We start from the raw sequence: 13,641 nt of genomic DNA on the forward strand, positions 1-13,641 counted from the left end.
CCCGGCCCGCAGGCTAGAAGGCCGGGGTGACGTCGCCGTTCGGCCAGTTCTCGGTGATGTAGTTGCGGACCTGCTCCGTGTGCAGCAGCTCCTCGAGCTTGGCGATGCCGGGAGTGCCCTCGCCGGCGCGCCAGGCCAGGAAGTTGGCGTACGGGTTGTTCTCCACGGACTCCACGGCCAGCGCGTCGTCGGTGCTCAGGCCGGCCTGCAGGATGAAGTTGCCGTTGACCAGCGCAATGTCCACCTTCGGGTCGGAGACCAGGGTGATCAGGATCTCCGGCTGGTTCTCCTCGAACTTCAGGCCCTTGGGGTTCTGCTCATCGGTGAGCGTCAGCACGGCGGAATCATCCTCGATGCCGCTGAGCAGGCCCGCCGACTCCAGCACGCGCAGTGCACGGATCTGGTTGGACGGGTCGTTGGTGATCGCCACCGTGGCGCCGTCCGGGATCTCCTCCGGGGTCTTGTACTTGTCCGAGAACGCGGCGTACGGCTCGATGTGCACGCCCGCGCCGTGCTCGAAGGTGTAGCCCTTGGTCTTCATCTGGTCTTCGAGCCACGGCAGGTGCTGGTAGTAGTTGGCGTCGACGCTGCCCTCGCTGAGGGCGACGTTCGGGGTCTGGTAGTCGTCGAACTCGGTGATCTCCAGGTCGATCCCGGCTTCCGGGGCCAGGTTGGCATCGATGAATTCGAGGATCTTGGCGTGCGGCACCGGGACGGCGCCGACCTTGACCACCGTGGGGTTCGCCGGGTCCAGCGTGGCGTCCGCGCTGGGGGTGGTGGAGGTTCCGCCACCGCAAGCCGTCAGCGCGAACAGGGCGGCGAGGCCGGTGGCCACAAGGGTGAGCTGCTTACGCATGGAATGCGTCCTATTCTTCCGGCCGGACGTCGGGGATGCGTCCGGAGGGTTTCCGCGGCTAGCGGCTACTGGCCGCGGGACCGCCGCCCGGGAGGCGGCGGGAATCGAGGGGGCAGGGCGTCAGCGGTGGTCGACCCTGCGCGAAACGCGGTCGCCGACGAACTGGATCAGCTGGACCAGCACCACCATGATCACGATCGTGGTGAGCATGACGGTGGTGTCGAAACGCTGGTAGCCGTAATTGTAGGCGAGGCGGCCCAGGCCGCCACCGCCAATCAGGCCGGCCATCGCGGAGAAGCCCACCAGCGTGACCAGCGTGGTCGTCAGGGCGGCGACCAAACCGGGCATTGCCTCGGCCAGCAGCACCTTGCGGACCACCTGCAGGCGGGTCGAACCCATCACCAGCGCGGCGTCGATCTTGCCGAAGTCGACCTCGCGCAGGGAGGTTTCCACCAGGCGGGCGAAGAACGGCACCGTGCCGATGGTCAGGGACACCGAGGCGGCGACCGGGCCGATCGAGGTGCCCACCAGCATCCGGGTGAGCGGGATGAGGGACACCATCAGGATGGCGTAGGGGACCGAGCGGGTGATATTCACGATGATGCCGCCGAGCACCGCGTTCACCCACGGCGCCGGGGTCAGGCCGCCCGGGGCGGTGGTGTGCAGGATGACGCCCAGCGGCAGGCCGATCAGCACCACGAACACCCCGGAGATCCCCACCATCTGCAGGGTTTCGGCGAAAGCGGTGGGCAGGGCCTTGGTGATGCCCGGGTTGGAGAAAAGGTCGTTGAGGATGTCCATCGCCTAGGCCTCCTTCGTGGTCACGGCGATGCCGTTGGCGGTCAGGTGGGCGGTGATGGCGGCCAGGTCGGCGCTGGAGGGCAGCTGGATGCGCAGGTGGGCGAACTGGGCCTCGCCGAGGTGCTCCACGGAACCGGCCAGGACGTTGACGTCGGTGTCGAAGCGGCGGGCGATGCCGGAGATCACCGGCATCGCGGCCGCGTCCCCGGAGTAGAGCAGGTCCAGGACGGGGCCGCCGGGCAGCACCTCCGGGGCTTCCCCGGGCAGCGGCAGCAGGGCCATGGAGAGCCGCCCGCCCGGCGAGGCCACGACGTCCGCGAGCCTGCCGCTTTCGACGATCCTCCCGGCCTCGAGCAGAGACACCGAGTCGCAGGCCCGCTTCACGACGTGCATCTCGTGGGTGATGATCAGCACGGTCAGCCCGAGGCGGTCGCGCAGTGCCTTGATCAGGTCGAGGATCTCTTCCGTGGTCGCCGGATCCAGTGCGCTGGTGGGCTCGTCGCACAGCAGCACGTCGGGGTCCGTGGCCAGGGCCCGGGCAATTCCCACGCGCTGGCGCTGCCCGCCGGAGAGCTGGGAGGGGTAGGCGTCGGCGAACCGGTCCAGGCCCACGAGCTTGAGCAGTTCGGCAACCTTCCGGGCGGCCTCCTGCTTGGGGGTTCCCACCAGTTCCAGGGGGAACGCGACGTTCTGTGCGGTGGTGCGCGAGTCCAGCAGGTTGGCGTGCTGGAACACCATGCCGATCCGGCGGCGCGCCCGGCGCAGTTCGGCGTCGGAGACGCTGGAGAGCTCCCTGTCCCCGATCGAGACGCTGCCGGAGGTCGGCCGGTCCAGCAGCGTCAGGCAGCGCACCAGGGTGGATTTGCCGGCGCCGGAGTGGCCGATGATCCCGTGGACCGAGCCCTTCGGGACGCGGAGTGTCACGCCGTCGAGCGCGACGACGTCGCGGTCTCCTTGGCGGTAGACCTTGCGCAGGTCGGTCACAGTGATCAAAAGGAACCCCTGGGGATGGGAGAGAAAGTTACCCCATATTGAAGCATCGCCGAATAATCGTGCGCCAATCGCCGTCATGTGCCCTTGGGGATCGATATTCCCGGCCACCGCCCCCGGCCGGTCGAACGATGCGGCACCCGCCGCGCCCGCGGGCGAACGATGCGGTGATGCCCGGCAGGCGGGTTCCGGCGAAGATGACGCGGCCGCGAGCGTGAGACTTGTCACACCCGGGTACCGGGGGTGCGTGGGGGGCGGCTACCGGACCGGCCACGCTCCCTCCACCACGGCGGCCGAATCCGTGCGGCGCAGCCACTCCTGCAGGCTGGCCGCCTGTTCGGCGGCCCACTGGACCTGGGCCCCGTGCAACTGCAGCGGGTCGACCTGAAGTTCCCGGGGGTACTTTGCCGCCAAGGCATCGGCCACCCCGATGGTGGCGGCCGCGTCGGCCAGGGACGTGTGCGCGTCCCGCAGGGGGATGCCGTAGAACTCGCACATCGCGGCCAGCGTGCGCTTGCCGCGCCGGTACCGGTCCACCCGCTTGTCCAGGATGTACGGGTCGATCACCGGGGCCGGTTCCAGCGGGGCGACGCCGTGGCGCTCGCACTCCCGGGCCAGCACGGTGAAGTCGTAGGCGGCGTTGAACGCCATCACGGGAACCGTCTGGAACAGGTCGCGCAGGTGCGCGGTGATCTCGGCGACCGCGCTGGCGGCGTCCATGCCCTCGGCGGCGGCGCGCTCGGTACTGACCCCGTGGATCGCGGCGGCCTCTTCCGGGATTGGCACGCCGGGGTCCACCAGCCACTCGCGGTGGTGCACGATCTCCTGGCGGCCGTTGACCATTACGACCGACGCGGTCACGATCCGGGCCGTCTGCGGGTCCCGCCCGGTGGTCTCGAGGTCGAAGGCCGCGCGGGGGAGTTCATGCCAGTTGTTCATGGGGCTTAACGCTACCGGGCGCTGCCGTCACTTTGCGCCGCGGTTGCAGTCCCCTTCCCGCGGTGAGGGGTGCGGCGGCCCCCGCACCTCGCTTCGCTCGGCACGGGACCCTCGCCGCCTACACTGGGTTCCCATGCCGCACGCCTATGCCGACGCTGTCCACGCCCTCGCCGCGCTGGTCCCGCCGGGACACGTGCTCAGCTACGGGGACGTCGCCGAACTGCTTCAGACGCCGGATCCGCTCCAGACGCCGGACCCGCGCGGAACATCCCCCCGGCGCCGCGGCGGCGGAGCCCGCCAGGTCGGTGCGGCCATGGCCTCCGCCCCGGCGGACCTGCCGTGGTGGCGGATCCTGCGCGCCGACGGGACCCTGCCGCCGGCCCTGGCCGCCCGCGCGGCCGCCCGCTGGGAGGCCGAAGGCACGCCCCGGCGCGGGGCGCGGATCGACATGGCCGCGGCCCGCTGGCAGCCGGACGGGGCCGGGTTCGCCGCCATCGACCGCCTCGCCGAGGCGCTGGCCGCAGGGTCGCCGGCCGCAGGGGCGTCAGCCCCGGGGACCGAACCCGGAAGGCTCCGGCACGGATGACCCCAGCATGGGAGGCCCGGACGCCCGCTTCCGGGGCCGTCACTGCCGGGGCGTTCGTGAGCCGGATACCGGCGCCGCGGACCGCGTCCGGCGGGCCTGGGCCCAAGTTGTCGGGGAGTGCTGGTTGGATGGATGCCATGGAGCATCCGCAGGCACTGCAGCTGACGCCGCAGCAGGAGAGCATCGCCGGACTCGGCCCCGGGCACGGCCCGGTGCTGGTGCTCGGCGCGCCCGGGACGGGGAAGACGACGGCGGCGCTCGCCGCCATCGTGCGCCGGTTGGACCGCGGCCTGGACCCGCAGGGGCTGCTGGCCATCGCGCCCTCGCGCGCCTCCGCGACACGCCTGCGCGATGCGCTCTCCGCCGGCACCGAAACCACGTTCTCCGAACCGGCCGTGCGCACCTGGTCCGCCTACGCCTTCGACCTGATCCGCCGGGCCCGGGTCGCCGGGCACCTGCCCTACGTGCAGCGTCCGCCACGGCTGCTCTCCGGCCCCGAGCAGGACACCCTCATCGGGCAGCTGCTCGCCGGCCACGCCGCCGGCTTCACGCCCGGCCCCGCCTGGCCGGATTCCCTCGGCGAGGCGGTGGGCACGCGCGGTTTCCGCAAGGAGGTTCGCGAGCTTTTCGACCGCCTCTCCGAGCACGGCCTCGAGGCCGGGGACCTGGCCGACCTTGGCGAGTCCACCGGCATCGCCGAATGGGCGGCCGCCGCCGAGCTCTACCAGGAGTACCGCGACCTGCTGGACCTGGGCAGTTCCGAGGCCTTCGACCCCGCCGGGCTGATCACGGCCGCCGCGGACCTGCTGGCCGGCATCCCCGAACTGCTGGAGGGCGAACGGGAACGGCTGCGGCTGGTGGTCGTGGACGACCTGCAGGAAGCCACCCCCTCGCAGCACCGCCTCCTGGAGCTGTTGGGCGCCGGCCGGGACCTGCTCGCCTTCGCTTCCCCGGACAGCGTGGTGCAGGGCTTCCGCGGCGCCCGGCCGGACCTCCTGGCCGCCTTCGGGAGCCGCTTCGGCACCGAGGAACGGCCAGTCCGGAACCTGCAGCTCACGCGCTCGCTGCGCATGCCCGCGGCGCTTTCCGGGGCCTGGCAGCGGATCGCCCGGCGCATCCCCGTTGCGGCCGGCGCCGCGGGGCGCACCTTCGAGCCCGAGCCGCGGGAGGCGCCCTGGAACGTGCCGGGGGAGTCCCCGCCGGCGGACGGGGCGCCGGGCCGGGGGGTGGGGACCGTGGAGGCCCACCTGGTGGACTCCCCGATCCATGAGATGCGCCTGCTGGCCCAACGCATCCTGGAGGAGCACCTCATGGAGGGGCGGCCGCTGGCCTCCATCGCCGTGATCGTACGCACCGGCGGGCAGGTCCGGGCGGTTTCGCGCTACCTCACCGCGCAGGGGATCGCGGTGACCGTCCCGCCGGCCGAGACCCCCCTGCGCGACGAACCGGCCGTCCGGCCGCTGCTGGACCTGATGGTGCGCGCGCTGGCGCCCGACGCCGCGGCGGACACCGCCGGGGTCGAACTGCTGCTCTCCTCGCGGTACGGCACCTCCACCGCCCTGGACGTGCGCCGGTTACGCCAGGCGCTGCGCCGCGAGGAACGCGTCGCCGGCGGCACCCGCGGCTCCAACGAACTGCTCGCCGCGCTCTTCGACGAGCCCGCGGCGCTTGAGGGGCTGGGCCGCGAAGCCGCCGGGGCACGGCGCCTGGTCCGCATGTTCGAGGCATTGCGCGCCGAACTGGCCGATCCCGGGGCCAACGCCGAAACCGCGCTGTGGGCGCTGTGGGAGGCCTCCGGCATGGAGAAGGCCTGGACGCAGGCCGTGCACGAGGGCGGAAGCGCCGGGGTGCGCGCCGACGCGGACCTGGATGCGGTGATGGCGCTCTTCCAGGCGGCCGAGCGCTTTGTGGACCAGTTGCCCGGCTCCACCGTCCTGCAGTTCGTCGAGCACGTGCTCGGCCAGGAACTGCCCATGGACACCCTGGCCAACCGGGGCGAAAGCCTCGATGCGGTCGAGGTGATGACCCCCGCGGCCGCGGCCGGGCGGGAATGGGGGCTCGTGCTGCTCCCCGGGCTCCAGGAGGGCATTTGGCCGAACACCCGGCTGCGTGGCGAGCTCCTCGGTTCAGGGGCCCTGGCCGACGTCGTCGAGCACGGCCCGCACATCCTGCTCCAGCGCGACCCCGCCTCGCGCCTGCGCGCCACGCGTGCCGACGAGCTTCGCACCTTCGCCACGGCGCTCTCCCGTGCCCGCGACGGCGTGGTGTGCGTGGCCGTCTCCTCCGAGGACCACCAGCCCTCCCAGTTCCTGGAGCTTGCGGTGCCGTGGACCGATCCCGACCGTCCGCGTCCGGTGACCCCTGTGGCCCGCCCCCGCACGCTCTCCGCCCTGGTGGCACGGCTGCGCCAGGCCGCCGAGGCCGAGGAGGATGCCGCGGTGCGTGCCGACGCGGCCGCGGTGCTGGCCCGCCTCGCGGCCAGCCCGCGCCCGGTGCGCGGCGCCGCCCCCGAACACTGGTGGGGCCTGCTGCCCTCCACCACCCATGCGCCGGTGACCCCGGAGGGCCAACCGGTGCGGGTATCCCCGTCCAAGGTCGAGGCCGTCCTCGACTCACCGCTGAACTGGTTCGTCCAGGCCGCCGGCGGGGAGGCAGCCACGGACTTCGCGCGCAGCCTGGGCACCCTGGTCCACGGGATCGCCGAGAACCTGCCCGACGCCACCGGCAGCGAATACGCCGCCGAGCTGGAACGGCGCTGGCCGGACCTGGACATGCCCGCGAACTGGGAAAGCGCCCGGGACAAGGAACGCGCCGACGCGATGCTGCGCAAGCTCGCCCAGTACGCGCTGCTCATGCGCGGCCAGGGCCGCACCCTGGCCGGACGCGAGGTCGCATTCGACGTCGAGGTGCCCGGAGGACCCCGCACGGCCCGCCTGCGCGGGGTCATGGACCGCGTCGAGGTCGACGCGGACGGCCGGGCCTACGTCGTGGACCTGAAGACCGGCAAATCCCAGCCCGCCGGGAAAGACGTCGAGAGGCACGCCCAACTGGGCAGCTATCAGGCCGCCGTGCTCGCCGGCGCGCTGGAGGGCAAGCTGGAGGTGCCCGTCCCGTCCCAGCCGGCGGGGGCCGCCCTGGTCCAGCTGGGCACCGTCACCAAGAGCCCCAGGGAACAGGCGCAGCCGGCGGTCGACGGCGAGGACTGGGCCACCCCAATGGTCCTGGCCGCCGCCGAATTGATGGGCGCGGCGGAGTTCCTCGCCCGCCACGATCCCGCCAAGGGGGGCCGCGGCGGGTCCGCCTGCCGCCTGCCCTCCGTCTGCCCCCTCTGCGTCCAAGGAAAGCAGGTCACCGAACCGTGACGGAGGAAACCATGACAGAGGAGACCGTGACGGAGGAGAAGGTCGCGGAGACGGCGGTGGCGGATCCGGAAGTGACTGATCCTGCAACGCCGCGTTTCACCCCGGAGGAGTTGGCCGACCTGCTTGGCCAACACCAGCCGACCGCCGAACAGTCGGCCATCATCTCGTCTCCGCTGGCCCCGATGCTCGTGGTCGCCGGCGCGGGCTCGGGCAAGACCGCCACCATGGCCGACCGCGTGGTGTGGCTGGTCGCCAACGGGCTGGTCCGCCCCGAGCAGGTCCTCGGAGTGACCTTCACCCGCAAGGCCGCCGGCGAGCTGGCCCAGCGCATCCGCCAGCAGCTGGCCAAGCTGGCGCGCAGCGGGCTGCTGCCCGACGCCGAGGACGACGCCTCCCTTGAACCCACGGTCTCCACCTACCACTCCTATGCCAACACCCTGGTCCAGGACCACGGGCTGCGCATCGGTGTTGAAAGCGACACCGTCCTGCTCGGCGGGGCCCAAGCCTGGCAGCTGGCGGCCACGGTCGTGGACGCCTACGACGGGGACCACGAGCACCTGAGCGCCTCCAAAGCCACGCTCATCGACGCCGTGGTGAACTTTGCGGGCGAATGCGCCGAGCACCTCGTCGATCCGGGGCAGGCGCGCGCCTGGCTGGATGACCTCACCGGGACGCTGTCCGCGCTGCCGTACCACGAAGGCAAGCCGGCGGCCCCCGCGCAGAAGGCCCTGGAGCTGCTGGACAGGCTGCGCACCCGATCGACCGTCGCGGGCCTGGCCGAGGACTACGCCGAAGAGAAGCGCCGCCGCGGCGTGCTCGATTACGGCGACCTGGTGGCCCTCGCGGCCCGCATTGCGCGGACCGTCCCCGCCGCCGGGGCGGCCGAGCGATCCCGTTTCAAGGTGGTGCTGCTGGACGAGTTCCAGGACACCTCCCACGCCCAGATGGTGCTCTTTTCCTGCCTGTACGGCGGGGGGCACGCGGTAACCGCCGTCGGGGACCCCAACCAGTCGATCTACGGCTTCCGGGGCGCGTCCGCGGGCCAGCTTTTCCGCTTCCCGCAGGAATTCCCCTCCGCCGGGCCGGGGGGCCTGGCCCCGGCGGAGGTCGCCTTCCTGACCACGGCCTGGCGGAACTCCATCAACGTCCTCGAAGCCGCCAACGCGGTCTCCGCCCCGCTCAACGGGGCCCACCCGAACAGCGTTCCCGGCACCGGCCCGGGACCGGGGCGGCTGCGGGTGCCTCCCCTGGTGGCCAGCCCCTTTGCCGGGCCCGGCAGGGTGGAACTGGTCCGCGCCGCCACCAGCGCCGACGAGGCCGCGGGCCTGGCGCGCCGGCTGGGGGCCGAACGCCACGCCTTCCGCGCCGCCCACGGCCACCTGCCCACGATGGCCGTGCTGTGCCGCACGCGCGGCCAGTTGGGCGGCATTGCCGAGGCGCTCACCGCCCAAGGGATCCCGTACGAGATCGTGGGCCTGAGCGGGCTGCTGGGCATGCCCGAGGTCACCGACCTGGTGGCGACGCTGCGCGTCCTGGTGGATCCGGGCCGCTCCGATGCCCTGCTGCGCCTGGTGTCCGGTGCCCGCTGGCGGCTGGGCCCCGCCGACCTGATGGCCTTTTCCGACTGGTCCCGCTTCCTGGCCCGGCGCCGCGACCAGGCGGTCAACCACCGCCGCCCCCTGGACCTGGACTCCCCGGAAAACCCCGACGAAGCCGTCCGGGCGGAGGCCCGGGCAGAGTTGCACGATGCCGCCAGCCTGGTCGAGGCCCTCGACACCCTCCCCAAACCCGGCTGGACGAGCGCCGACGGACGTTCGCTGACCCCCGCGGCGCTTGAGCGCCTGACCCGGCTGCAGCGCGAGGTCCGCCACCTGCGCGCCTTCGTGGACGACGACCTGACGGTCCTGTTGGGGGAGGTCGAGCGGGCCATGCAGCTGGACATCGAGGTCGCGGCCAGGCCCGGCGCGGACATCCATGCCGCACGCCGGCACCTCGATGCCTTCGCCGAGGTGGCCGCGGGGTTCGCCGAGTCAGGGCTGCGCACGGACCTGGCCGGATTCCTGGCCTGGCTCGATGCCGCCGCCGAAAAGGAGGGCGGCCTGGAGATCGTGCAGGCGGAGGCATCCACCGAGGCCGTGCAGCTGCTCACCATCCATGCCTCCAAAGGACTGGAGTGGGACGTGGTCGCCGTCACCGGCCTCAACGACACGGTCTTCCCCTCGGCGCGGGATTCGCGCTGGACCAGCGGCGACGGCTCGTTGCCCTGGCCGCTGCGCGGGGACCGGCACGACCTGCCCCAGTGGGACACCGAGCAGCCCAGCCTGTCGGAGGCCGTCAAGGCGGAGGAGCGGTTCCGTGCCGACGTGCTCGCCCATGGCGAGGCGGAGGAACGCCGGCTGGCCTATGTGGCCCTGACGCGGGCCAAGGAACTGCTGGTGTGCTCTTCGACTGTTTGGACCGGCACCCGGTCCAAGCCCACCGCCCCGTCGGTGTTCCTGGAGGACCTGCGCCCGTTGGCCGAGGGCCCCACCCCGGCCGCCGCCGTCGTGCACTGGGTGGAGGATGCGGAGGCGCCCCAAGCCAACCCGTTCAGGGAAGAACCGGTCGAAGCGGCCTGGCCCTACGACCCGCTCGAGGGTCCGGTCCGCATCCGCAACGGCCGCCCCGAGCCGCGCCCGGAGGGCCGGCGCGAGCGCCTGGCGGCCGCCGCAGCGGCAGTAGAGGACAGGATCCGGCAGCGCCTGGCCCACGCCCTGGACGCGGCCGGGCAACTGCCGGCGCCGTCCGGGGTCGAGACCCCCCAGGGCCAGGGCTGGGACCACGAGGCCGGGCTGCTTCTGGCGCGCCACCTCGGGGAGGGGAAGGGGCGCGAACGCGCCGCACTCCCGCCGCACGTGCGCGCCTCGCTGTTCGTGGACCTGGCCACCGACGCCGAGGCCGTGCTGCGTCAGCTGCGCCGTCCGGTGCCGCGCCGCCCGGGTACCGCGGCCCGCCGTGGCACCGCGTTCCATGCCTGGGTGGAGGAGCACTACGGAAGCACGGGGATGCTGGACCTGGGGGAGTTCCCGGGGGCAGCCGATGCCTTCGTCGACGAGCTCTACGGCCTGGAGGAGATGAAGGAGGGCTTCCTTGCCTCCGAATGGGCGGAGCGCCAGCCGGCGTTCATCGAGGTGCCCGTGGAGACCCGGGTGGGGCCGGTCAGCGTCCGCGGACGCATCGACGCCGTGTTCCGGGACGGGGACGGCTCCTGGGACCTGGTCGACTGGAAGACCGGACGGGTGCCCTCGGGCCGCGAGCTGGCCGTGAAGTCCCTCCAGCTGGCGGTGTACCGGCTGGCCTGGTCACGGCTGCGCGGGGTTCCGCTGGACCGGGTCAAGGCGGCCTTCTACTACGTTGGCCAGGGCCGCACCGTACGACCGCACGACCTCGCCGGGGAAGCCGAACTGGAGCGCCTGGTCGCCGCCTCGCTCGGGGAGCCGGCCGAGACGGCGGGCTAGGCCAGTACAGCCGGCCCAGTACAGCCGGCCCCGTACAGCTAGGCCAGTACGGCTAGGCCCGGCCCCGGGGGTTGATTTCGATGACGGGCAGCGCCGAGGTGTCCTCCTCGGCCCCGTGGGTGCCGGATCCACCTGCATCGGATCCGGCTGCGTCCGATCCGGCTGCGTCCAATCCAGCTGCGTCGGCCCCATCGGCGCCGGTTCCAGCTGCACCGGATCGACCGGTGCCAGATCCTCCCGTCCCGGATGCGGCGGAGCCCTTCGGACCCGCCCCCGGACGGAGCTCGATGACCCGCCCGGCGGGCTCGGAGGAGCGCCCCGGTGCGGGCACGTCCTTCTCGGGTGCGGGCACGTCCTTCTCGAGGATCACGGCACCGTCGGTTTCCGCGTCCCCGTCCCCGTCCCCGTCGTCCCCTGCCGCTGCGCCGCCGTCGTCCCCTGCAGCGGCGCCGGTATCGGCGCCCTCGACGGCCGGAACCCCCGGCCCGTCCCCGGGACCTTCCGCCGCCTCGTCGAAGAGGCCGGCGCCGTCCTCCGGGCGGGGCGGGCGCGGCGGCTCGACGATGCTGATCGGCTGCCCGCCAAACTCGGCGATGTCCTCGTCCAGTTCGCGCAGCATCTGCTCCGCTTCGGCGGTGCGCTCCTCGTCGGAGGTCAGCAGCCCTTTGACCAGCCACTGGGCGAGCGCGAACTCGGCGGCCAGTGCGGCGCGGCGCATGATGTGCGGGTCCGCCTGCTCCCCGCGGACCCCGACGTAGGCCTCCAGCACCGCGTCGGCGAAGGACTGCTCGTGCGCGGCGGCCAGCCAGGCGAAGTCGTCGGCAGGGTCGCCGATGCGCAGGTCCGTCCATCCCGTGACGGCGGTGATCCGCCCGTCCTCCAGCAGCATGTGGTCCTCGTGCAGGTCCCCGTGCACCACGGTGGGGTTGAAGCGCCACAGCGCGGCATCCTCGAGCGCGTGCTCCCAGCGGCGCAGCAGGCGCGGCGGGATGCGTCCGGTGGTGGCCGCCTGGTCCAGTTCGTTGAGCTTGCGCTGGCGGAATTCGTTGGCGGTATAGCTGGGCAGGTCGGCGCGGTCCACCACGGACGGGGGCAGGCCGTGGATCGCGGCCATCACTTTGCCCAGGTCTCCGGCGGTGCGCCCGCCCAGTGCCACCAGCGACTCGAGGTCGTACAGCGAGCCGGGCACATGGTTGTAGACGAAGGTGCGCAGGGACCCCTGGCGGACGGTTCCGGCCACGGAGGGCAGCAGGAACGGCAGGCCGGCCCGGATGCCGGGGGTGAAGGATCGCAGGGCGGCCAGTTCGGTTTCCAGGCGCATGCTCGCTTCCTCGTGGCGCGGCGAGCGGACGCGCCAGCGGTTCCGCCGGTCGTCGACGATCAGCGCGGAGTCGAAGTCGTCGGCGTCGTCGGCCATGCCGGCCACGCCCGTCGGCGACAGACCCGGCACCGCAGCGGTCGCGATCGCGGCGAGTTCCATGGGAGAGCGTTTCACTGGTCCACCGTAAGCCGCCCGCGCCCGCGCACCGAGGCGTGTCGGCGGCGAGTCGCCGATCGGACCGGCCGGCAGGGCCCGGAACATCCCCGCTGGCCCGGCCGGAGGCCGCCGGGCCGCCCCGGAACGCGCGGTCCGGTGTGCGCGCAGACAGGCAGGGTCGGTACGGTGGAGGCATGACTTTGCCTCCGTCCGCCCCCGCGTCCCTGCCCGCGCTGGGCCCCCTGCCGCTGTCACACGGAAGCGTTGACCGCGGCTGCGAGCGGCGCACGGATCCGGAGTGGCTGCCGGGACTGATGGCCGACCCGGCCACCCGCGTGCTGGCGCTGGCCGCGGGCAAGGCGCCGGTGGCCGGGGGGTCCCTGGTGCTGCACAGCCCCGCCGGACTGCCGGAGCCCCGGACGGTGGTCTACCTCGGGGCCTCGGAGGGCCAGGAGTTTGTCGCGGCCGGCTGGGACGAGGTCCCGGACGTCCTGGCGGGCACGGGCGACTGGCTGGGCCTGCGCGAGGTCGCCGCGGGGTTGCCGGTCCGGGACGCGTCACTGTTCGTGGAGGCGCTGGCGATCCTCAACTGGCACGCCACCCACGGGCACTGCCCGCGCTGCGGGGCCCCCACTGAGCCGGTCCAGAGCGGGTGGGTGCGCACCTGCACCGCCGACGGGACGCTGCATTTCCCGCGCACCGACCCGGCGATCATCGTGGCCGTCACCGACGGCGCCGACCGTCTGTTGCTGGGGGCCAACGCCCAGTGGGGCGGGAAGCACTACTCCACCCTTGCCGGGTTCGTCGAGCCGGGGGAGTCGCTGGAGGCCGCCGTGGCGCGCGAGGTCGCGGAGGAGTCGGGCATCGCCGTAACCGGGGCCCAATACGCCGGCTCCCAGCCCTGGCCGTTCCCCTGCTCGCTGATGCTGGGCTTCACCGCCCGCGCCAGCGGCACCGATGCGGTGCCCGACGGCGAGGAGATCGTGGACCTGCGCTGGTTCACCCGCGCGGAGTTGGCCGCCGAGGTCGAGGAAGGCCGGCTGTCCGTGCCCGTGGGCCTCTCGATCGCCAGCGCCCTCATCGAGCAGTGGTACGGCGGGCCCCTGCCCGCGCCACGCGGGCTGGGGAACTAG

General features: G+C 73.0%; 9 protein-coding genes. 4 read left to right on the forward strand and 5 right to left on the reverse strand.

Annotation, left to right across the window (positions count from 1 at the left end; genetic code table 11):
• Positions 1 to 13 precede the first annotated feature (13 nt).
• The 4 genes from NCCP_RS01605 to NCCP_RS01620 form a co-directional block, all read right to left on the reverse strand.
• A complete protein-coding gene (locus NCCP_RS01605) occupies positions 14 to 856 on the reverse strand; it encodes a MetQ/NlpA family ABC transporter substrate-binding protein (RefSeq protein WP_149955332.1) in 843 nt (280 codons plus the stop codon).
• A gap of 120 nt (positions 857 to 976) precedes the next feature.
• Positions 977 to 1,657, reverse strand: a complete 681-nt coding sequence (locus NCCP_RS01610; protein WP_149955333.1) for a methionine ABC transporter permease — start codon at positions 1,655 to 1,657, stop codon at positions 977 to 979.
• A 3-nt stretch (positions 1,658 to 1,660) separates the two neighbouring features.
• On the reverse strand, positions 1,661 to 2,650 hold the full coding sequence (locus NCCP_RS01615; protein ID WP_149955334.1) for a methionine ABC transporter ATP-binding protein: 990 nt from the start codon (positions 2,648 to 2,650) through the stop codon (positions 1,661 to 1,663).
• A gap of 255 nt (positions 2,651 to 2,905) precedes the next feature.
• On the reverse strand, positions 2,906 to 3,586 hold the full coding sequence (locus NCCP_RS01620; RefSeq protein ID WP_149955335.1) for a 3'-5' exonuclease: 681 nt from the start codon (positions 3,584 to 3,586) through the stop codon (positions 2,906 to 2,908).
• A gap of 133 nt (positions 3,587 to 3,719) precedes the next feature.
• Here NCCP_RS01620 and NCCP_RS01625 point away from each other — a divergent pair, with 133 nt between their 5' ends.
• The 3 genes from NCCP_RS01625 (at position 3,720) to NCCP_RS01635 (ending at position 11,031) form a co-directional block, all read left to right on the forward strand.
• Positions 3,720 to 4,172, forward strand: a complete 453-nt coding sequence (locus NCCP_RS01625) for an MGMT family protein (RefSeq protein ID WP_149955336.1) — start codon at positions 3,720 to 3,722, stop codon at positions 4,170 to 4,172.
• 137 nt (positions 4,173 to 4,309) lie between these two features.
• Positions 4,310 to 7,534: an ATP-dependent helicase gene (locus NCCP_RS01630; RefSeq protein WP_225873610.1), complete on the forward strand. Its 3,225-nt coding sequence runs from the start codon at positions 4,310 to 4,312 to the stop codon at positions 7,532 to 7,534.
• 11 nt (positions 7,535 to 7,545) lie between these two features.
• Positions 7,546 to 11,031 (forward strand): ATP-dependent helicase, encoded by a 3,486-nt coding sequence (locus NCCP_RS01635; protein ID WP_149955338.1) that lies wholly within the window; start codon positions 7,546 to 7,548, stop codon positions 11,029 to 11,031.
• A gap of 52 nt (positions 11,032 to 11,083) precedes the next feature.
• On the opposite strand, the gene NCCP_RS01640 is transcribed toward NCCP_RS01635, so the two are convergent.
• Positions 11,084 to 12,526 (reverse strand): phosphotransferase, encoded by a 1,443-nt coding sequence (locus tag NCCP_RS01640; protein ID WP_149955339.1) that lies wholly within the window; start codon positions 12,524 to 12,526, stop codon positions 11,084 to 11,086.
• Between the two features lie 176 nt (positions 12,527 to 12,702).
• Here NCCP_RS01640 and nudC point away from each other — a divergent pair, with 176 nt between their 5' ends.
• The gene (nudC, locus tag NCCP_RS01645; RefSeq protein ID WP_149955340.1) at positions 12,703 to 13,641 is read left to right on the forward strand and encodes an NAD(+) diphosphatase; all 939 of its coding nucleotides are present in this window, start codon (positions 12,703 to 12,705) and stop codon (positions 13,639 to 13,641) included.

Source organism: Zafaria cholistanensis (genome assembly GCF_008580665.1).
GTDB lineage: Bacteria > Actinomycetota > Actinomycetes > Actinomycetales > Micrococcaceae > Zafaria > Zafaria cholistanensis.

Bases quoted from the DNA above. Each gene is read 5' to 3' on its own strand.
- nudC (WP_149955340.1), top strand. From the start codon at position 12,703: ATGACTTTGCCTCCGTCCGCCCCCGCGTCCCTGCCCGCGCTGGGCCCC.
- NCCP_RS01625 (WP_149955336.1), top strand. From the start codon at position 3,720: ATGCCGCACGCCTATGCCGACGCTGTCCACGCCCTCGCCGCGCTGGTC.
- NCCP_RS01635 (WP_149955338.1), top strand. From the start codon at position 7,546: ATGACAGAGGAGACCGTGACGGAGGAGAAGGTCGCGGAGACGGCGGTG.
- NCCP_RS01630 (WP_225873610.1), top strand. From the start codon at position 4,310: ATGGAGCATCCGCAGGCACTGCAGCTGACGCCGCAGCAGGAGAGCATC.
- NCCP_RS01605 (WP_149955332.1), bottom strand. From the start codon at position 856: ATGCGTAAGCAGCTCACCCTTGTGGCCACCGGCCTCGCCGCCCTGTTC.
- NCCP_RS01620 (WP_149955335.1), bottom strand. From the start codon at position 3,586: ATGAACAACTGGCATGAACTCCCCCGCGCGGCCTTCGACCTCGAGACC.
- NCCP_RS01610 (WP_149955333.1), bottom strand. From the start codon at position 1,657: ATGGACATCCTCAACGACCTTTTCTCCAACCCGGGCATCACCAAGGCC.